Origin of the sequence: Anaerovibrio sp., assembly GCF_024697385.1 — a bacterium.
In the GTDB taxonomy this organism is placed as follows: Bacteria; Bacillota; Negativicutes; order Selenomonadales; family Selenomonadaceae; genus Anaerovibrio.
Genome location: NZ_JAILFV010000140.1, coordinates 1 through 21,811, shown reverse-complemented (window position 1 = coordinate 21,811; position 21,811 = coordinate 1). Strand labels below are relative to the sequence as shown.

Sequence of the window (21,811 nt, the reverse complement as noted above, 5' to 3'; positions counted from 1 at the left end):
GTCCATGAATTCATCATAACTGTCACACCCGAATATGTTCAGGAAGGTTTCATCAGTATAGATTATATCAGCCTTTTTACTGAGTTCAAAAATAAAATATCCGCACTTTATTCCTGCAGCTGCATATTTTTCCTTAAATCCGCTTATTTCGTGGCTGCGGATGAAATAAGCACTGTGCTTCATGACCGCATCAATAGTTTCAAACAGCTGATCTATTTCAAACGGCTTTGGTAGATGAGAATTCATACCCGCCATCAGGGCACTGTGTTTGTCTTCATCAAAGGCGTTGGCAGTCATTGCTATAATAGGAATATTGGCGTGGGATGGGTCCTTCAGTCCCCGGATGGTTATTGTAGCACTATACCCATCCATATTTGGCATCTGGACATCCATCAGAATAAAATCGTAGTACCCTGGCTGAGAATTGGTAAGCATATTGACGCATTCCAGACCATCATGGGCATGCTCTACTATAAAGCCCTGTTCCTCAAGGAGTGACCTGGCAATTTCTGCATTGAATTCGTTGTCCTCTGCCAGCAAAATACGCATATCATGGAATTGAGCAGTATCTATTATGACTGGTTCGTCACCATCGTTTTGGCAATGGTGTTCCAGGCCGATTTTGTGGGACATGAGTATGGTTATGGATGTACCCTTGCCCATCTCACTTGAGATTGTTATTTCACCGCCCATGAGATCAACAAGCTTTTTTACAATATGCATACCCAGACCTGTGCCAATTATCCCGCTTTGGGTGGTGTTCCTTTCCCGGGAGAATGCATCAAAAATGGTTTCAAGAAAATCCTTTGGCATACCGATACCGGTATCTGTTACAGCAATCCTAAATCGGGCAACCTCCGGTGTTGGGCATAACTCCTCAGTAACCGTGCAATCCACACTTCCTCCGGAAGGAGTGTATTTTAGGGCATTACTGATGATGTTCAGGAGAATTTCCCTGGCCTTGGTAGCATCCACCAGGATATATTTATGCTCCACATTCAGGGAGCAGGAAAATGTAATTCCCTTTTCTTCCATTTGAGGTTCAAATACAGATCCCACCTCAGTAATCATTTGTTCCAAATTGGTATATGATTCTTCAAGGGTGGCTTTACCACTTTCGATACGGGCCATTTCCAATACATTATTGATAAGGGACAGAAGGAATTTGTTGGAGGCTTGAATTTTGTCAATGTAATTCAGGCAAAGCTCCTTGTTTTCAATATTCTTTTCCAACAGATTGGTAAAACCAATAATAGCGTTCATTGGGGTCCGTATATCATGGGACATATTAAACAGGAAGGAGGTTTTGGCTTTATCGGCTTTTTTTACATCCTCCAATGATTTATTCAGCTGCACATGGTATTTTTTCAGGGCGGCATTCTGTTCATCAATCAGCTGATTTTGGGCTGCCAAGCGGCGGTTGGCAATTGTCATAAAGAAAAACAGGAAGATGATGAATATTATGGTTACAAGACCTATAATACAGCTTACCAGATGAGTGGAAATAAAGCGGTATACGGAAAAAGGGACTACCGGCAGATGACCGGAAATAATGGCATCGATTTCACCGGTGTTTACAAGACCTCTGCCTTTATCAAGTATGGAAATCAAAGGGACATTATTTTTGGAGGTAGCAAAGCAGAGGGAAACTGTGTTCATTATTGGAGCATATTCAAGATCAGGATAAATTTGGGCATATATGGCAATTGTGGGACCAAAACCTACGGCACCGGTTGCATTTCCCTTATGAATCTCATCCAGACATGCCATGAGATTGTCACATGGAATAAAGGTGGAGTCAGGGTATTTTGTCATAGTATACCCCTTATTCCCACGACTCCTTGGATATACCAGCTTGGTGAAGGCGTCATTGTAGGAGGTGCCTGTTTGACGAACGATTCCTATTTGGGCCTCATAAATCTTTGAAGAAATAATCACATTATCCTGGGTGGCCTGGTCATAATCTAAAAAATATTCTCCCAGCATATCAATCTCATCATTATGCAATGCTGTAACCATATCATCATAGGAATCATATATCTTGAAGGATAGTCGTGATTTGTCAATATAAAGTGTCTCAAACAGGTGTCCCAATGTGTCTATCAATGCCCCTTTTACTTCCTGACTGTCAGGCGAGGACAAATAGCTAAATGGTGGATCGTCCCTCAGACATCCTACACGGATTGTTGGGTGGTTATTGAGCCATTGTATCTCACTGGCGGAGAGGCTCTTACGGATGGAGGCATAGGCAAAATGCTGCTTGCTTATATCGGTCATAAAATAAGGATTTATGGACATGACCAGCCGATGGGCATCATTTAAATCGGTCAGTATATCCGGACGGGCTTGGTTTACTACCAGATAGAAGTCATCCTCACCGATGCTGCCAAAAGCGATGAAATGTTCCCTGCTGTAGCGATTGGCAATAAGATTAAGTTCAACTTCGCCCTTCCACAGTGCTGCCCGTCGTTCACTTCCGTTGGCATATTCCACAATTTCAGCATCAACCTTGTTTTGAATCAACCAATTTCGTAACAGCTTGATTTGTGAGGTGCCCCTGGTCACACCTATTTTCTTGTGCTGTAAGCTGTTAAGGTCTCCTGATATGATATTTTTGTTGTGGTCCAGGAAATAGAGATAATAGCTCTCCTTCCCCATGGGTTCATTCGGGAAAGATAAGTATTGGGCTCGCTCCGGGGTATAACTCACATCATAGGCCAGATCAGCCTCGCCATTTTTTACAGCATTGATACAGGCCAAAAATCCGGGATATTCCACATATTCTATATCCCAGCCGGCATAGCGGGCTATGGTTTCGATGTATTCGTAGGCATAGCCGTTCCTTTTGTTGTGGGCATCATGGAGCACAAAAATTTCATCTGCATCATAGGCAGCCACCCTTACGGTTTTTCGCTGCAGCCAGTTCTCACTCTGCCCGGCATGGGCAGGTATGAGACAGAAGACAAAAAGCTGTACCGTTACCAATAGCAGGCAGGTAATCAAATAGAAGGATACTTTTTTTTCTGGATAGCCTTGATGTTGCATGAGAGTTCACTCCTGATTTCAATAAAATGAATAAACTGATTGGAAAATCGACCGGAGTAAATTATTGTATGAATGTTATAGTTCGCCCTGTGACAACATTATTCCTGCCGTAATATAAAAGAGAAGGACAGAGTATTCCCATGTCCTTCAATGATCGTGGCTGTTTTTCAGTATGGTTCATCGATATATGGCTCAAGGCTGACTGCTACTATTTTTTGGATATGTTCTGGAGCCTTGTGGTAAGCTGCTATAAGCTTTTTATCCATGTCCTCATCGGGATTTGGATTCTCCGGCCCTGGGGAAATGATATCCAGGGAAGCTTGATTTTGGGATTTTCCTGTGATGTAGTTCATGTCAACCTTAAAGAATTTGCTGACAATATCCAAAACCTCCAGGGTTGGCTCCCGTTGACCGCTTTCATACATGGAAACGGCACTTTGGCTGATTTTCAGCAATTCGGAAAATTCCTTTTGTGTCAGGTCCTTGGAAAGGCGCAGTTCTTTTAATCTATTGGCAAAATCAGCAGACATAATTGTTCAGTCCTTTATTTTTAACTTTGATGATTGATTCAGAAAATATATGTTTATTTATAATATAACCAATTTTTTACATAAAAGTCCATATAATATTTATGGATGCATTTTCCTTGTAATGCCCTGTGAGGAGTGGTATAAACATTTTGACAAATTACTTAAATAGGGTAATATATATTATAGGGGCTTTATACAGAAAATCCGTTGTATGATGGTGATAATATGGAACATGATGAAAGCTATTTAAACGATAAAATTTATGATAGCTCGCAGATTATTGAGAAATTGAGTTTTCTCAATACTGACGACGGTCTGAAGCATTGTATGGATGATGCTGATTTTTACCTGGATATTGTCGGTACCTTCGTTGAGGATAATGTTTTGGAGGAGCTGAAGAAATATTATTTCAGCAATGATTGGGATAGTTATAGGGTGAAGGTTCATGCCCTTAAAAGTTCTGCAACCTATATAGGTGCAGAGACGCTGTGGTCAAAGGCCAAGAGAATGGAAGAGGCGGCCAAGCAGGGGGATATAGAGTATATCAATCTCAATCATCATCAGCTTTTGGCCCTTTACGAAAAGGTTTTGCGCAACATTGATGCTGTGATGCCTGAGCGGGTTAATCAGGAATACAGTTCGTCAATCAAAAAATTTACTATTTTTGTGGTTGATGACAGCCGATTGAACAGACAGGTCGTATCAGAAGTCCTTTCCGATATATATAATATAGTGGAGGCTGATTCCGGTGACAGTTTTTTTCAGCAGCTGGAATCAAGGAACGCGCCCGACCTGATTCTGCTGGATGTGCATATGCCCAGGGAAAATGGTCATGAAATTATCCGTAAGCTGAAAAAGGATGAAAAATATACCCATATACCTGTGGTGTTTATGACCAATGATAATGACCTGTCCACTGAGCTCCAGGGGTTTGATGATGGCGCCGTGGATTTTATTGTCAAACCACTTAATCCTGCCCTGTTAAGGGCTAGGATAAGCCGTATCCTGGAGTTGTATTATTTGCAGGCAAATCTCCAGGAGGAGGTGCAGATAAGGACTCAGGATATTCTCGACAAAAGCCGGCAGATGTATGCCTTTTTTGAACAGCTGCTCCAGTCCCTGGCCAAGACTATTGATGCCAAGGACAAGTATACCAAGGGACACTCTGATCGTGTGGCGAGATACGCCGTGATGTTGGGGAAGCGGATGGGCTATAATGAAGATCAGCTCCTGCGGATAAAATATGCCGGTATGTTACATGATATCGGTAAAATCGGTATTCCTGACGAGATAATCAACAAGCCCAGTAAGCTGAGTGCTGATGAATTTGCGATTATTAAAAGTCATTCAGTCATTGGGGGAGAAATACTGAAAAATATAACTGCCGTGGAGGAGATATACAGTGCGGCCAGATGGCACCATGAGCGCTATGATGGCATGGGGTATCCTGATGGCCTCAAGGGACAGGAGATTCCTGAGGTAGCCAGGGTCATTTGTGTTGCGGATGCCTATGATGCCATGACTTCATGCAGGGGCTACCGCAAGGGCCTGCCCCAGGATGTGGTGCGCAAGGAAATAGCAGATGGCCTTGGTGCCCAGTTTGATCCATTGGTAGGTACCAATATGCTGCAGATTATTGATGAAGATCAGGATTTTGATTTGCATGATTAGGAGGCTACTCATGAAAAAGATTTTGGTAGTAGATGATAATGTGGTAAATCTAAAGGTGATTGACAAGATACTGAAGTCCAACAGTGAGTATAAAAGCGTGCTTGTCCCAAACGGACAGAAGGCGTTGCAATTTTTGGACAAAACAGTGCCTGATCTGATATTGCTTGACGTGCTGATGCCGGATATGGATGGGTTTGCGGTGTTGGCTGAAATAAAGAAAAGACCGGCTTTGGCCGGGGTGCCGGTATTGTTTTTGACTGCTGACGAGGATTCCGGGCTGCAGGAAAAAATTACGGCTGCCGGTGCACAGGGAATGTTGCGCAAACCATTTGAGAAGGATGCTTTGCTGAATTTGATAGGTCAATATTTGGCATAAGGGGGATTAATATGCAGGAGGCAGAGGCGTCAGTCAAATCCTTGCAGTTGGATTTGAAAAAAGCTAATCGGGAAATAAAGCGGCTTCAGCGCGAAAATAATATATTGGCTGCTTTGGCTGAACAGGCCAACAAGTTTCGTGAATTCAGTGAACATGCCAAGGGCCAGCAGGTGTTCTATAATGCCATGCTGTTGCAGAATTCCCCGAATATTTCCATAATGCTGGATATGGACCTTAATACGGTGATGGCCACGGAGCCTTTTTTTCAGAGGTCATCCTATACCTTTGAACAGATAGATGATGGGGTGTATATCTATGATCTCTTTGCCGGCATGATGGATGTAATAGGCCGTCGGCACATGGAGGAAATGTGCAAGGAAACCAGGGATGAGGGGAAGAATATCCAGTATATGGACCGCATGGTGGTCCATGGCATGGAAGAAAATTTTGATATCTATGTGCGCCCTGCAATCAATCAGGAACGGGAGATTGCCGGCGTTATGCTGATAATGGTTGATATCACCGATATTATTCGGGCCAAGGAACGGGCTGAAAGTGCGGACCGGGCGAAATCCAGCTTTTTGGCAAATATGTCCCATGAAATCCGTACTCCTATGAACGCCATTAACGGCATGTCGGATTTTATCATTCGTGATACTACGGATTCCTTTGCCCGTGAGAATGCCATGCTCATTAAGAGTGCCTCGGCCTCACTTCTGGCCATTATCAACGATATACTTGATTTTTCCAAGATAGAGGCCGGCAAGATGGACATCATCAACAGTCCATATCAGATGTCATCCATCATAAATGATGTGGTGACCATGATTGGAATTCGTCTGCAGGACAAGGATGTAGACCTTATCCTGGATATTGATGAAAATATACCTTACAGCCTGATTGGTGACGAAATCAGAATCAAGCAGGTGCTGGTGAATTTGCTCACCAATGCGGTGAAGTTCACCCATAATGGCTATATCAAGGTGAAAATGTGGTTCGAAAAGCTGCCGGAGGAAGGCTATATCAAGATTTTTTCCTGTATAGAGGATACCGGCTGTGGTATCAAGCCTACTGATCTGGTCAAGCTGTTTTCCAGCTTTGAACAGGTGGACACCAAGCGAAACCGTTCGGTGGAAGGTACAGGACTGGGACTGGCCATCAGTAAACGCCTGTGTAAGTCCATGGGCGGTGACATAACCGTTGACAGTATATATGGAAAGGGCAGTATATTTACCTGGACCGTGGTGAACAAGGTGGATGACTGGCGCCCTATGGGTAATGTCAATAAGGATGTCAATCTCATGCAGCGCAAGCTTTTTCAGTATACTTTTGCCACGGAGAATGCCAGTGTACTCATCGTTGACGATAACAGGGTAAATCTGAAGGTGGCTGAAGGGATGATGCAGCCGTACAAGCTGAAGGTCACCTGTGTTGAAAGTGGTGCCGAGGCATTGAACCTGTTGACCAGTGAGAGCTTTGACATAATTTTCATGGACCATATGATGCCTGTAATGGACGGCGTTGAGTGCATGTATAAAATAAGGGAAATACCTGAATATCAGTTTTCAGTGGTGATTGCCCTGACGGCTAATGCCATAAGTGGCATGAAGGAACAGTATTTGGAATATGGCTTCCAGGGATTTTTGGCCAAGCCTATTGATGTCAAGGAGCTGGATGACTGTCTCAGAACATTCCTGCCACCTGAAAAGATAATCGTTCTTGATAAGCCGTACACATCCAAGACCGATGATGTGGACCAGGACATCCTGAAACAGGTATATATGGATGGCCGAAAGAAAATAAAGCTGTTGGCAGGGTTGCTCGAAAAAGGGGATTATGCCAACTATACCATTGAGGTTCATGCTTTGAAGACTGTGGCAGCCATTATCAACCAAAATGAACTGTCCCAGATGGCCAAGGAGCATGAACAGGCCGGCAAGGATGGGAATTACGATTTCATCCGCAGGAACTTTGACCGCCTCGTGGCTAAATATGCTACTGTCATTGCTTATTTGGGTGATAAGCTGGAGAATGTCCTGTATGATAATGATGAAAAGGATGAACTCCAGGAAATATCCAAGCATGAGCTGGATAAAGTGATTTCTGACATGAAATCAGCTATAGGGGATTTCGATTTGGACATTTTTGGTACCTTGCTGGAAAAATTGGATAAATATCGTGTCAACGATGAACAGAGAGAACTTATTGGACAGATGAAAAGTGCCGGAGATGATTTTGATTATGATGCACTGGAGCAGCTGATAAGTAAATGGGAAGATACAGAATGATTTGGGAGTGGATTAGATGAGGTCTTTAGCCGTTTATACGGAAGAAATGGATGATTTGGACGAGGGAATAAAATCCCTGCGCAGGAAGATGGATGGTTTTGAACTCGCTAAAAATACCATGGGGATAGTGTTTACCCATCCGGATACTGATTTCGGCGAGTTGGCCCAAAAGCTGCAGGAGGAATTTCATTTTCCTGTTTTGGGTGCCAGTGCCATGTCCATGTTTACAGAAGAAAAGGGATTTGTGACTGAGGGGATTTCTCTTCATGTATTTACTGCAGATGACTGTTCCTTTGTAGCAGGCTTTACCGGTGAAATGACAGAGAATGATTACAAGCTGAAGATCAAGGCCGCCTATGATGCCCTGGCAGAGCAGCTGGAGGATGAGCCGAAGGTCATTATTGCCTATGGAGTAAAGAATCCACTGGTGGCAGGGGATGAATATGTGAATTATCTCGACAAGATCAGTGGGGGCCTGCCGGTATTTGGGGGATTCAGCTCAGACAATTTTCTCTTTACCGATTGCCGTATCATAGTTAATGAACAGGTCAGTGCCACAGGCATGGGAATAATGCTTATTGGTGGCAGGACAAAGCCGGTTTTAAAGGGCAAGTTTTCCGTTGATACCAATGTAGGCTTTGAGGAAACAGTTACAAAGGCCCAGGGCAATGTCGTATATAAGCTGGGGCACAGAACCCTGGTGGATGCGGTAAAGGCTGCCGGGGTGGACCTGGACAGCGATAATCTGCTGTCCAAGTTTGTGGGGGCGCCTTTCCTGGTGAAGTACACCATGCCAAACGGCGATAAGGTCCAGGTAATGAGGCATCTTGAATCCATCAACAGGGAGGACGGAAGCGGAACATTTTTGGGGATTGTCCCTGAGGGGGCCACTGTGAAGATTGCCATGGTTTCCCGCAAGGAAGTGTCCGAATCCGTCACATTGGCCATTGAATCCGCCATCAGGGATGTGGCCGCTGAGAAGGATTACGAGTATTCTTCGGCAATAATAACCTCCTGTGCATCAAGGCTGATGTTGTTTTCCAATGATATTGTGGATGAAACCAAGGGGTATTCTTCAATAATCCCTGATACTATAAGATTTTCAGGGATGTATTCCTTTGGGGAATTTTGCCCTGTAATAGCTGAAAACTCAGATAATTATTATAATTGTTTCCATAATACAACTTTTGCTTTTATTGTGTTGTAATACTACAGAGTGCATAGAGCACCGTTTGTGATAATATCCAAGAATGAAATGTTTGGGGGCCTGATTGTGGAATTTAGACACTTGGAGTATTTCTGCGCTATAAGCAGGCTGCAGAATTTTACCAAGACTGCAGAATATCTTCATGTTTCACAGCCATCAGTTACAAAGGCGATTAAGGCTCTTGAGAGTGAACTCCAACTAGCTCTTATTGACCGTCGCCAAAAGCATGTTACGCTGACTACAGAGGGGAAGGCGTTCTTATTGCATGCTGAAAAAATCATGAATAATCTGGAAAATGCCATGCAGGATATGGAACGGTTCAGGCAGGAAAAGTACGGAACCATTCATTTCGGCATACCGCCAATGGTGGAGGCATATCTCTTTCCTGATCTGTTTACCACCTTCAAGGACATGTATCCTGATATGAGCCTTGATGTAAAGGAATACAGTGATTCCGGTGTGGTAATGGAAAAGGCTGACAATGGTGAGCTGGATTTTGGCATTATTTTTACTGACAAGCTTGGGGATACTGACCATGAGATGCTGATACAGAAGGACAATCTCAGTCTGTGTGTCAGTCCTGAGCTGCCTTTGGCCAAAAAGAGCAGTATTGATTTTGATGACCTGCGCAATGAGCAGTTTATCATGCAGCAGTCAAATACTTATCAATATCAGCATGTGTACGAGAGATGTGTGGAACGGGGCTATGTGCCTGATATACTGCTTTGCACCACTCAGCTTAAAACCATAAAGCAGCTGGTGGCAAACAGATTGGGGATTTCGGTGCTGCCGGATTTTGTTACCATGGAGGAGACAAAATTTGTGCGCCGCCAGCTTACACCGCCACTCAGCGTGGATATCTGCCTTTATTGGGGCAAGGATAAGGAGCTGACAAAACGGGATACCAGATTTTTGAATTTTATGAAGCATTATATAGCTTCGGAGGAGTTTAAGAGAAATTTCCAGCCGGTTACCTCTGATAAGGCTGAAAACTGATTGTTGGAGGTAAGTTAGATGAAATATCTCAATTTTTTTGTGCTGTGTGGACTGGCGTTGATTATGGTGGCAGCTGTCGGATGTGGCGGGGAAAAAAATGTTGCCCAAACCAATACCGGCGGTGCAATAACCATTACGGATGATATAGGAAGAACAGTCAACCTGGCCAAAAAACCTGAGAGAATAGTGGTTTTGTCAGCATCGTTTTTGGAACCGTTACACCTTTTGGGTGGAAATGTGGTAGGACGCCCGTCTTCCCAGGCAGCCCCGGAATTTGCCAAGGATATTCCCAGTATAGGCAAGGCTGTGCAGGTGGATATGGAAAAGGTGCTGGCCCTTAATCCGGACCTTGTTATCATCAACAAGGGGATGAATGAGAAGCTGATAGGGGTTCTTAGTGATAATGGAATCCCTTCCATTGTTATCAAGGCAAAGACCTATGAGGATGTCAAACGGGAACTGGGGATTTTTGCCCAGCTTACTGATAATCGTGCCAAGGCTGACGAAGCGATTAAGGAAATGGATGGCCGTATAGCGGCCATAAAGGAAAAGCTGCCCAAGGATAAGACGCGGGTAGCGGTATTGTTCAGCTCATCCCAGGGATTGAATATTCAGCTCAGTGGCAGCATTGCCGGTTCTGTGTGTCATGATTTCGGATGGGAGAATGTTGCCGAGGGAATGATGCCTTTGGATAAAAATCCTGATGCCACTCCATACAGTATGGAAATACTGGTGGAGAAAAATCCCGATGTGCTTTTTGTTGTAACCATGGGCAATGCCGATACACTAAAGAACGAGATGCTGTCAGAATTCAAGAATAATCCGGGCTGGAACACAGTACAGGCAGTGAAGGATGACAGGGTTTATTTCTTGCCACAGACCATGTATCTCATAAATCCGGGGTTGAGATATCCGGAGTGCTATGAGGATATGGCGAAAATGGTATATCCTAATTTATTTTAAGGGAGAATATAACATTGGCAGATTATAACAATCACAAGATCGGATGGCGGATATCAATTATGGTGATATTCGCCATTTTAGCGGTCACTGGCTTTCTGTTGAGCATCGTGATGGGGTCGGTGGAAATTCCCGTCAGCGAGATTATCGGTTCAATAATGGGAACCAGTGCAGGAATTCATGAAAATATATTCCTTAATATAAGGTTGCCCAGAACGGTGGTAGGAGCGCTGGTGGGAATCAACCTGGCCCTCTCCGGAGCCATACTTCAGGCAATCATGAAAAATCCCCTGGCTGATCCGCATATCATAGGTATTTCCTCAGGTGCCGGAATTGCCGGAATTATGGTGATATTGATGTTTCCGGGACACGAAATGCTCATCACGCCGGTGGCTTTCATTGGGGCTATGCTGGCAGCTGTATGCATATATATATTGGCATGGAAAAATGGTATAAGACCGGTGCGGATCATTTTGGCAGGAGTGGCTGTCTCAGCTTTTCTAGGGGCCGGTATATCGGGAATGATGATTTTTAACAGCGACCGAATTCATAATGCATTGATGTGGATGGTTGGTGGCCTGTCAGCAAGGGGCTGGGCTCATGCTTCCATGATATGGCCCTATTCACTTTCGGGTGGACTTCTTGCCTTCTTGGCGGCCGGACATATCAACATTCTCCAACTGGGAGATGATGTAGCCAGGGGACTGGGAGTAAGGGTAGAACTTACCAGGGTGTTTTTGACTGCTGTGGCAGCAATATTGGCGGCCAGTGCAGTGTCTGTAGCCGGATTGCTGGGCTTTGTGGGTCTGGTAGTGCCACATGCCGCCAGGCTGCTGATAGGCTCGGATTACCGCTTTTTACTTCCGGCATCTGCATTATTGGGAATGGCTTTGGTGACAATCGGTGATACCATGGCCCGAACTGTTTTTGCTCCCATTGAACTCCCTGTTGGAATATTAATGGCTGTTTTGGGAGCGCCATTCTTCTTATTCCTTTTGAGGAGGGAATTGTAATGGCTGTTAAAATACAGGACGTATCAGTAATCATAAATAATGAAATAATATTGGATAAAATCAGTGGTTCGATTCCCCGGGGGAAGGTGACCTCAATCATCGGTCCCAATGGGGCAGGCAAGTCAACTCTTTTGAGGGCTGTTGGTGGTATCAGCAATAATTACAGCGGTCATATCTTTATTGACGGACAGGATATCAAGAGGGTGAAGCGTCGGGATTTTGCCAGAAAACTGGCCATTCTGCCCCAGGGTATGCAGGTACCTGCCGACATAACAGTCAAAAGATTGGTGGATTATGGTCGGTTTCCATACCGCAGTTGGTTCACAGGAAATAAGGGCGAGGATGAGGCAGCGGTGAACTGGGCAATGGAGGAGACAAAGGTGGCTCATCTGGCAGAAAGGCAGCTGGTATCCCTTTCCGGTGGTGAGCGCCAACGGGCATGGATTGCAATGGCCCTGGCCCAGAAGCCGGAAATTTTGCTTCTGGATGAGCCGACTACCTATCTGGATATTTCCCATCAGCTGGAGGTAATGGAAATAGTATCCCGCCTGAACAAAACTTTGGGGCTGACGGTGGCCATGGTACTTCATGATTTAAACCAGGCCGTTAAATATTCTGATAATCTGATGGTCATAAAGGACAAGGGGATATATGCCTCCGGCAATCCGGCGGACATCATGGATGAACAGCTGCTTCGGGAAGTGTTTGGCGTAAGGGTGGAAAGCTATATCAACAACAGGGGAGAAAAAATCTTATCTCCTGTGGCCGTCGTAAAATAGGGGGTTTTTCTTATCTTGTAATAATCGATTGAATATGATATCATATCTATTATGTGGGCATAATGAGGTCAATAATGGGCACAGCCCAATAAAGAGTATATTAGGAGGTCTTTTGACACAATGGAAGTTAATGTTAAGGCATTGGAAAATCAGCAGGTTGAATTTGAAATTACTGTACCTGCTACAGAGTTAGATAAGGCATACAACGCGTCCTGCAAGAATATTGCAAGCCGTATTAATATCCCTGGTTTCCGTAAGGGCAAGGCTCCAAAGGTTATAGTCGAGCGTCATGTCGGCAAGGAGAATATCCTTAATGATGCTTTTGAGCAGTTGGCTCCAAAGGCCATTACCGAGGCTCTGGAGAAAGAGCAGATGGATATCGTTACCCGTCCTCAGGTGGATGTTGTTACCCTGGAGCTGGGCAAGGATGTTGTCTTCAAGGCTGTTTCCACCAAGAAGCCGGAGGTTGAGCTTGGTGAATACAAGGGACTGAAGGTTGAGGTAGAAAAGGATGTTGTTGATGATGATGCAGTTCAGCAGCAGCTGGTTCGCATGCTTGATCGTCAGGCTGACATGGTAGAGGCTGAAGAAGGTTCTGCTGTTGAAAAGGATGATTTTGTTACCTTGGACTTCAAGGGCTTTGTTGACGGCGAGGCTTTTGCCGGTGGTGAGGGCAAGGATTATCCGCTGCAGATTGGCTCTAATGCTTTTATTCCTGGCTTTGAGGATCAGCTGATTGGTGTTAAGGCCGGTGAGGAAAAGGAAGTATCCGTAAACTTCCCTGAGGATTATCATTCTGAAGAGCTGAAGGGTAAGCCGGCAGTATTCAAGTGTACTGTAAAGAGCATCAAGAGAAAGGTTTTGCCTGAGCTCAATGATGATTTTGCCAAGAAGGCAAGCACCTTCCAGACTTTGGATGAGCTGAAGGCTGATCTGAAATCCAACCTTGAGAAGAGTGCTGAAACCAAGGCAGCCAGCGAAAAGCGTGAGAAGGCAATAAGCATGGCTGCAGACAATGCCAAGGTTGATATCCCTGAGATCATGGTTGAAAATCGCGTTAATGCAATGATTCAGGAGCTGGCACTTCGTCTTGACCAGCAGGGCCTGAAGCTGGAGCAGTACATGGCTTATGCAGGTACTGATATCAGCAAGCTCCGTGAGAATTACAAGGAAGCTGCAGCTACCAATGTAAAGGTAGACCTGGTGCTTGAGGCCATTGCCAAGGCTGAGGGTATCAAGGTTGAGGCTGCAGATCTGGATGCTGAGGTTGACAGCATGGCCAAGGCATACGGTGCAACTGCTACCCAGGTAAAGAAGATCATTGCTGAGCAGGGTCGTCTTGGGGATCTGGCAGCTTCTGTTCTGAGAAGAAAGACTGCAAACTTTGTAATTGACAGTATTGCATAATGAAATAAAGCTTATCCAAGGGCGTGGGTGAAGGGCTTTCTCACTGTATGGTTTGAGGCTGTACACCTGTCAATGAGGATAAACAAAATATATTAGATGAATTCCGTCGTTTTGGGCAATACCCTGAAACGGCGGATTGTCTGATATTGATGATTTTTTTTGAGGGATAAATATATTATATTGGTAAAATGTTTTTTTTTTGATATATTGATATTATAATAAAGCTAAGGCAGTTTTTTATGTCAGTACAATATCTGACTTCGTTTTGTTGTGATATTAATTTGAGGTGATTATAGATGAGTTATTTTATACCTTATGTAGTTGAACAGTCCGGGAACAGGGAAAGGTCATATGATATTTATTCCCGTCTTCTCAAGGACCGTATTATTATTTTGACCGGTGAAATCAATGATACTGTAGCCAGCTCCGTGGTAGCCCAGCTGCTGTTTCTCGAATCCGAGGATCCTGACAAGGATATATACCTATATATAAACAGTCCTGGTGGTGTAGTGACTGCTGGCATGGCAATATATGATACCATTCAGTATATTAAGCCTGATGTGTCCACTATATGTATCGGTCAGGCTGCAAGCATGGGTTCATTGCTGCTCACAGCAGGTGCTGAAGGCAAGAGGTTTGCCCTGCCAAATGCGCGTATTATGATTCATCAGCCATTGGGCGGTGCCCGGGGCCAGTCTACTGATATACAGATTCAGGCTCAGGAAATGCAGCGCACCAGGGATATGATCAACAATGTTTTGGTTAAGCATACAGGTCAGACACTGGAAAAGATTAATACCGACACTGAGCGGGATAATTTTATGAGTGCTGAAGATGCAGTTGCATATGGTTTGATTGATAGGGTTATTGTCCGCCCGGAGGAAAAATCTGAGTCGGATAAGTAAGGAGGTACACCTATGAGCTACGATAAGGAGAGTATGAAGCTTGCTTGTTCTTTCTGTGGCAAGACAGAAGATGCAGTTCGGAAGCTGGTAGCTGGTCCTGGGGTATACATATGTGATGAATGTATCGATCTTTGCAAGGAAATCGTTTCTGAGGAAAACTCTGCGGTAGCAGTTGAGGATATGAAGAATCTGCCAAAGCCTAAGGAGATCAAGGCTATTCTGGACGATTATGTAATCGGTCAGGACGAGGCCAAGAAGACTTTGGCTATTGCCGTTTATAATCATTATAAGCGGATAACAGCAGGTGCCATGAATGAGTCCGATATTGAGCTCCAGAAGTCTAATATCCTGATGATCGGTCCTACAGGAAGTGGTAAAACCCTGTTGGCCCAGACATTGGCCCGTATATTGCAGGTTCCTTTTGCAGTAGCAGATGCTACTACTCTTACTGAAGCAGGATATGTAGGAGAGGATGTAGAAAATATCCTCCTGAAGCTGATTCAGGCAGCTGATTTTGATATTTCCCGGGCAGAACGGGGCATTATCTATATTGATGAAATTGATAAAATCGCCCGTAAAAGCGAAAATGTATCGATTACCCGTGATGTGTCCGGTGAAGGTGTTCAGCAGGCATTGCTGAAGATTTTGGAGGGTACTGTTGCATCGGTTCCACCTCAGGGCGGCAGAAAGCATCCCCATCAGGAGCTGTTGCAGATAGATACCACCAATATCCTGTTTATTTGCGGTGGTGCCTTTGTGGGCTTAGACAAAATTATCAATAAGCGTCGTGGTAACAAGAGCATGGGCTTTGGTGCTGAGGTTTCATCAAAGGAAAATACTGAAATTGGTGAAGTGCTCAGGCATGTACTGCCGGATGATTTGATGAAAACCGGCCTCATTCCTGAATTTATAGGAAGATTGCCTGTAGTGGTCACCCTGGAATCCTTGGATGAGGCGGCTTTGGTTGAGATCCTCACCAAGCCAAAGAATGCACTGGTAAAACAGTATGAGCATCTGTTTGACCTGGAGGGCGTAAAGCTGTCCTTTGATGATGATGCCATAAAGGCTATAGCCAGAGAAGCATTGAAGCGTAAGACAGGAGCTCGTGGGCTTCGTTCCATAATAGAAAATGTCATGAAAAATGTTATGTATGAGGTACCTTCCATGGATGGAGTTACCAAATGCCATGTGACCAAGGCTGTGATAGAGGACAAGGTCGATCCTGTGCTGAGCTTTGGCAAGCGGCGCAATAACAAATCTGGCAAAAATGAAGCATCCGCCTAAAGTGCGTGTTATTTGTTATTATAGACGCTGTTTTTGCAGCGTCTATATTTTATATTCTGATGAAGACATCAGGAGGTATTTATGAAAAATGAATTGAGAAGATTGCCATTGCTTCCATTGCGTGGGATGATGGTTTTTCCATATATGATGGTTCATCTCGATGCAGGCCGTGAACAGTCTGTAGCTGCCCTGGAGCAGGCCATGTTGGATGATAAGGTTATTATGCTTACTGCCCAAAAGGATGCAGATGTTGAAAAGCCTAGCTTTGAGGATTTGTACCCTGTAGGCACTGTGGCAGAAATCAAGCATCTGGTCAAGATGCCTGGCGGCACGGTACGGGTCCTGGTAGAGGGAATGTATCGGGCACAGATAATCAATTGCTATGATGATGGTGAATTTATCGATGTTGAGGTCCACGAATACGAGGACGCGATAGACGATAGTCTGGAAATGGAAGCATTGGTACGGGTAGTTGTTCATGAATTTGAGCAATGGGTAAAATCCAGCCGTAAGATTCCGGCTGATGCCATTGTTTCAGTGTCAATAATCTCTGATGCCGGCCGGTTGGCTGACATGATTGCAGGCCATCTGAACCTGAAGCTGGAAGAGCGCCAGGAGCTTTTGGAATGCATCGATATCAAAACCAGGCTGGAACGCCTTTACGGTGTGCTGAAACGGGAGCGGGAAATCCTTGATATTGAGAAAAAGGTAAGTGGCCGTGTCCGTAAGCAGATTGAGAAGGTACAAAAGGAGTATTATCTCCGGGAAAAGGTCAAGGCCATTCATAACGAGCTGGGAGATAAGGACGGTGTCCAGGGTGATATAGAGGGATATCGCAAGAGAATGCGCAAGGAAAAGTATCCTGAGGATGTGGTAAAGACCATCAACAAGGAAATTACCCGTCTGGAGCGTTCCGGCAGCATGTCCCAGGAATCCAGTGTTATTACTACATATATTGAAACACTGTTGGATATGCCTTGGAACAAGGTCACCGAAGACAAGTCTGATATCAAGGAGGCCTCAGAGGTTCTTGACCGTGATCACTATGGTCTGGAAAAGGTCAAGGAGCGTATTTTGGAGTATCTGGCCGTGCGTCAGCTGACTTCCGGACAGAATGCCCCAATCATGTGCCTGGTAGGTCCTCCGGGAGTTGGTAAGACCTCCCTGGCTACATCTGTGGCCCGTGCCCTGGGGAGAAAGTTTGTCCGGGCATCCTTGGGTGGTGTCCGTGATGAAGCCGAAATCAGGGGGCATCGCCGTACTTATGTAGGTGCAATGCCAGGGCGTATTTTGGCTGCATTGAAGAAATCAGGCACAAGGAATCCGGTGTTCCTGCTGGATGAAATAGACAAAATGGCGGCTGATTATAAGGGAGATCCTACCTCTGCATTGTTGGAGGTTCTTGACCCGGCGCAGAACAATACCTTTAGTGACCACTATGTGGAGCTGCCCTTTGACTTGTCACAGGTGCTGTGGATTGTCACTGCCAATAATCTGGGTAATATCCCATCCCCGTTGAGGGACAGAATGGAGATTATCACCCTTTCCAGCTATACTGAACAGGAAAAACTGGAAATTGCCAAGCGTTATCTGGTTCCAAGGCAGCGTGAGGCCAACGGACTTTCCACAAAGAACATCAGAATCGGTGCTGGTGTCATTCAGCGTCTGATTACTGATTATACCCGTGAAGCCGGTGTCCGTGAGCTGGAAAGAGTAATCGGCCAGCTCTGCCGCAAGGTTGCCAAGAAAATGGTAGAAGGTACTGTGAAATCAGTCAGTGTAACCACCAAAAATCTGGTGGATATTCTGGGCAAGATAAAATATCCTCATCCAAAGGAGCGGCGCAAGCCTGAAATAGGACTGTGCATAGGTATGGCCTGGACTCAGGTGGGAGGGGATATCCTGCCTACAGAGGTTAATGTATTCCCGGGCAAGGGGCATTTGATATTGACCGGTAAGCTGGGAGATGTGATGAAGGAATCAGCACAGGCTGCCCTGTCCTACATACGCAGCCGTCAGAAAAAGCTGAAGCTGTCGCCGAAATTCTACGAGGAAAACGATATTCACATCCATTTCCCTGAGGGAGCTGTACCAAAGGATGGTCCATCTGCAGGTATTACCATGGCGACTGCTATGGTGTCTGCACTGACTGGCCGCAAGGTACGCAGTGATGTGGCTATGACAGGTGAAATTACCATTCGTGGCAGGGTGCTGCCGATTGGTGGCCTTAAGGAGAAGGTCCTGGCTGCTTATCGTGAGGGTATCAAAACCATTATTCTGCCGGCTGAAAACAGCCGTGACATTGAAGAAATTCCGGAATCTGTCAGGGAAAAGCTGGAATTCATACCAGTGGACCATATCGATAAGGTTCTGGAAAATGCGCTGCTGAAATGAGGCTAATATGGCAGAAAATGTTGTTATAACACAGGGGAGGTATTTGACCTCCGCCGTAAAAAAGGAACAGTATCCGGAAATCAGGCGCAAGGAGATTGTCTTTATCGGTCGTTCCAATGTGGGGAAATCATCGCTGATAAATTCCCTGACAAGGGTACACCAGCTGGCCAGGGTTTCCAGCCAGCCTGGTAAGACACAGACCATCAATTTTTATGAGATTGGTGCCAAGGTGGCGGACAATCCTGAGCGGCGGGATTTTTATCTGGTTGATCTGCCGGGATATGGCTATGCCAAAACCGGGGCTGCCAGGCGCAGGACATGGAGCAGGTTCATCAATGAATATCTGCTATCCTCAGAGGATTTGCAGTTTGTATGCCAGCTGATTGACATTCGTCATGAGCCCATGGATTCTGATGTGGAGATGTTCAGGTGGCTGGTGAACCACAATCTGCCGGTACTGGTAATCGGTACCAAGGCGGATAAGGTCAGCAAAAACGGAGTATCCCAGGGGATAGCAAGAATTAAGCAGTCGTTGGGGATACCTGAGCTGGATGTGCTGCCTTATTCTTCGGTGAAGAACAGTGGCCGTGCTGAACTGTTGCAGGTTATCGCTGACTGCATATTTGATGACCATGAAGAAAATGAATGACATTCACTTTTTCTTGACTATTTGCCTGACACTTTGATAAAATTATACAGAGCTCCTTTGCTCAGGGCAGGGGAGCTTTTATTTTTCCGTGAACAAGGTGATTGAATGGAACTTACATCCTTTGACAAGCAGCTGCTGAATGAACTTCAGGGGGGCATACAGTTCGTTTCCAGGCCATATGAATTAATGGCACAAAAGCTTGGTGTGTCTGAGCAGGTTGTGCTGGAAAGGCTTGATCAACTTCAGCAGGAAGGCCTGATACGCAAAATAGGGGCCTTTTTCAACTCGGACAAGCTGGGCTACAGCGGCACACTGATTGCGGTCAAGGTTCAGCAGCAATACATAGCCCAGGTGGCGTCAAAAATCAATGAATATCCTGAGGTAACCCATAATTATCAGCGTTCCGGTGATTATGCCCTGTGGTTTACACTAATCACGAATGATGCAAAAAGACGGGAGCATATATTGACCACAGTCAGGAACCTGCCAGGGGTTTCCGCCCTTATGGATCTCTATTCACAAAAGAAATACAAAATAGATGTCAGATTTCAGCTGAAATGAGGATTGATGATGAATATATCTGAAACCGACAAAAAAATAGTCCGGGCCATGCAGGGGGCGTTCCCTGTCTGCTCGGAGCCATATAAGGAAATTGCCGCAGCAGTTGGCATATCGGAGGATGCTCTGCTGAAGAGACTGGAAGAAATGAAACAGGATGGGACACTGCGCAAGATGGGGGCTGTACTCCGTCACCGGCAGGTAGGCTTCAAGGCCAATGCCCTTGGAACCTGGGTGGTGCCCAGGGAGCGCATGGATGAGGTGGCAGAGATTATGTGCGCTCATCCGGAGGTTACTCATTGTTATGACAGAAACACCCTTCCGGACTGGCCCTATAATTTCTATACCATGATTCATGGTGATACTGAGGAAGGCTGCCGTAAATTTGCTGAAAAGCTGTCTCAGGAAACGGGCATTAAAGAATATTCCCTGCAGTTTACCCGGCGGGAATGGAAGAAAACAAGCATGAAATACTTTATGGAGTGAACAATGGTTTAATGTCAGTAAAATAAGCTGGCATTAAACCTTATTTTTTTGTATAATTATTGGAAAAGTGTTCAGTATATGAAAAGAGGGACTATATATGGTTTCAGAAAAGATGTATGATTTAGGCAGCAGAAAATCCACCATAAGGACGATTTTTGAATTTGGCTGCAAACGGGCCGCAGAGGTTGGTGCGGAAAATGTGTATGATTTTTCTATCGGCAATCCAAATGTACCGGCACCTGAAAAGGTAAAGACAGCGATAATTGACCTCCTTAATACAATGGATTCCTGTTCATTACATGGGTATACAGTGGCACCGGGAGATCCACAGGTGCGGGAAACTATTGCTGCCAGTATAAATAAGCGTTTTGGTACCGGCTTTGGGGGCAAAAACCTGTTTATGACTTCAGGTGCAGCGGCTGCTATCACTATCTGCTTCAAGGCCCTGACCGAGGATGATAAAAAATGTGAGTTTATAGCTTTTGCACCTTACTTTCCGGAGTACAAATGCTTCGTGGAGTCGGTGGGAGCCAGCCTGACTGTGGTGCCTGCAAATACTGATGATTTCCAGATACAGTTCGATAAGCTTGAAAAATTGATTTCAAAGGATACCAAGGCAGTCATCGTTAATTCCCCTAACAATCCAAGTGGGGTGGTATACTCAGAGCATACCATCAGACATCTGGCAGAAATCCTTGAGAAGAAGTCCGCAGAATACGGTCATCCTATATTTATAATTTCCGATGAACCATACCGCGAATTGGTATATGGGGGAATAGAGGTACCGTATCTCAGCAAGTATTATGATAATACCCTTGTATGCTATTCCTGGAGCAAATCACTTTCATTGCCTGGTGAGCGTATCGGCTATATAGTTGTACCTGATGAAGTGGCGGATTTTAAGCGGGTTTATGGTGCTATCGCCGGAGCTGCCAGGGTATTGACTCATGTAAATGCTTCATCACTGTTCCAGAGAGTTGTTGCCAGATGTGTAGATGAGCCTGCTGATATTGCAGCTTATGAAAGAAATGGCAATCTGCTCTATAATGGTCTTGTCGAAGCCGGATTTGAGTGCAAAAAGCCGGAAGGGGCTTTTTATCTCTTTCCAAAGGCTTTGGAGGATGATGATTATGCTTTTTGTGAGCGGGCAAAAAAATACGACCTGCTTCTGGTACCCGGGACGGATTTTGGCTGTCCGGGATATTTCAGGGCGGCTTACTGCATAAAGGAAGATATCATCAGAAGATCTATTCCGGCCTTTAA

The 21,811-nt window shown here is 45.1% G+C and carries 18 protein-coding genes; 16 read left to right on the top strand and 2 right to left on the bottom strand.

Translation table 11 applies throughout. From position 1 onward, the window contains the following. The coding region (locus K6C05_RS08050; RefSeq protein ID WP_296733447.1) for a transporter substrate-binding domain-containing protein at positions 1–3,045 on the bottom strand (3,045 nt) is incomplete at its 3' end. 167 nt (positions 3,046–3,212) lie between these two features. Next, positions 3,213–3,575, bottom strand: coding sequence for a helix-turn-helix transcriptional regulator (locus K6C05_RS08045; protein WP_296733443.1), 363 nt, complete (start codon positions 3,573–3,575; stop codon positions 3,213–3,215). A 225-nt stretch (positions 3,576–3,800) separates the two neighbouring features. On the opposite strand from K6C05_RS08045, the gene K6C05_RS08040 reads away from it, so the two are divergent. The 16 genes from K6C05_RS08040 to K6C05_RS07965 form a co-directional block, all read left to right on the top strand. After that, positions 3,801–5,246 carry an HD domain-containing phosphohydrolase gene (locus tag K6C05_RS08040; RefSeq protein WP_296733437.1) on the top strand — a complete coding sequence of 482 codons (1,446 nt, stop codon included), beginning with the start codon at positions 3,801–3,803 and terminating at the stop codon, positions 5,244–5,246. Positions 5,247–5,256: 10 nt separating this feature from the next. Then, positions 5,257–5,622, top strand: coding sequence for a response regulator (locus K6C05_RS08035; RefSeq protein WP_296733435.1), 366 nt, complete (start codon positions 5,257–5,259; stop codon positions 5,620–5,622). An 11-nt stretch (positions 5,623–5,633) separates the two neighbouring features. Further along, positions 5,634–7,910 carry an ATP-binding protein gene (locus K6C05_RS08030; protein WP_296733433.1) on the top strand — a complete coding sequence of 759 codons (2,277 nt, stop codon included), beginning with the start codon at positions 5,634–5,636 and terminating at the stop codon, positions 7,908–7,910. Between the two features lie 16 nt (positions 7,911–7,926). Next, the gene (locus K6C05_RS08025; protein WP_296733429.1) at positions 7,927–9,117 is read left to right on the top strand and encodes an FIST N-terminal domain-containing protein; all 1,191 of its coding nucleotides are present in this window, start codon (positions 7,927–7,929) and stop codon (positions 9,115–9,117) included. Positions 9,118–9,183: 66 nt separating this feature from the next. Further along, on the top strand, positions 9,184–10,113 hold the full coding sequence (locus K6C05_RS08020; RefSeq protein WP_296733426.1) for a LysR family transcriptional regulator: 930 nt from the start codon (positions 9,184–9,186) through the stop codon (positions 10,111–10,113). An 18-nt stretch (positions 10,114–10,131) separates the two neighbouring features. Continuing rightward, positions 10,132–11,076, top strand: coding sequence for an ABC transporter substrate-binding protein (locus tag K6C05_RS08015; RefSeq protein WP_296733423.1), 945 nt, complete (start codon positions 10,132–10,134; stop codon positions 11,074–11,076). Positions 11,077–11,114: 38 nt separating this feature from the next. Continuing rightward, positions 11,115–12,086: an iron ABC transporter permease gene (locus K6C05_RS08010; RefSeq protein ID WP_296733448.1), complete on the top strand. Its 972-nt coding sequence runs from the start codon at positions 11,115–11,117 to the stop codon at positions 12,084–12,086. Then, positions 12,086–12,865 (top strand): ABC transporter ATP-binding protein, encoded by a 780-nt coding sequence (locus K6C05_RS08005; protein ID WP_296733419.1) that lies wholly within the window; start codon positions 12,086–12,088, stop codon positions 12,863–12,865. Before K6C05_RS08010 ends, K6C05_RS08005 begins: the two co-directional genes overlap by 1 nt. Positions 12,866–12,985: 120 nt before the next feature. After that, positions 12,986–14,272: a trigger factor gene (gene tig, locus K6C05_RS08000; protein WP_296733416.1), complete on the top strand. Its 1,287-nt coding sequence runs from the start codon at positions 12,986–12,988 to the stop codon at positions 14,270–14,272. Positions 14,273–14,568: 296 nt separating this feature from the next. Further along, complete coding sequence (gene clpP, locus K6C05_RS07995; RefSeq protein WP_296733413.1) at positions 14,569–15,177, top strand: ATP-dependent Clp endopeptidase proteolytic subunit ClpP; 609 nt, start codon at positions 14,569–14,571, stop codon at positions 15,175–15,177. A 12-nt stretch (positions 15,178–15,189) separates the two neighbouring features. Further along, positions 15,190–16,461: an ATP-dependent Clp protease ATP-binding subunit ClpX gene (clpX, locus tag K6C05_RS07990; protein ID WP_296733410.1), complete on the top strand. Its 1,272-nt coding sequence runs from the start codon at positions 15,190–15,192 to the stop codon at positions 16,459–16,461. An 81-nt stretch (positions 16,462–16,542) separates the two neighbouring features. Next, on the top strand, positions 16,543–18,855 hold the full coding sequence (gene lon / locus K6C05_RS07985) for an endopeptidase La (protein ID WP_296733407.1): 2,313 nt from the start codon (positions 16,543–16,545) through the stop codon (positions 18,853–18,855). 7 nt (positions 18,856–18,862) lie between these two features. Then, positions 18,863–19,504, top strand: a complete 642-nt coding sequence (gene yihA / locus K6C05_RS07980; protein WP_296733405.1) for a ribosome biogenesis GTP-binding protein YihA/YsxC — start codon at positions 18,863–18,865, stop codon at positions 19,502–19,504. Positions 19,505–19,609: 105 nt separating this feature from the next. Continuing rightward, entirely contained in the window at positions 19,610–20,065 is a 456-nt protein-coding gene (locus K6C05_RS07975; protein ID WP_296733402.1) for an Lrp/AsnC family transcriptional regulator, read from the top strand. 6 nt (positions 20,066–20,071) lie between these two features. Then, positions 20,072–20,548, top strand: a complete 477-nt coding sequence (locus tag K6C05_RS07970) for an AsnC family transcriptional regulator (RefSeq protein WP_296733399.1) — start codon at positions 20,072–20,074, stop codon at positions 20,546–20,548. Positions 20,549–20,645: 97 nt separating this feature from the next. Next, the coding region (locus tag K6C05_RS07965; RefSeq protein ID WP_296733396.1) for a pyridoxal phosphate-dependent aminotransferase at positions 20,646–21,811 on the top strand (1,166 nt) is incomplete at its 3' end.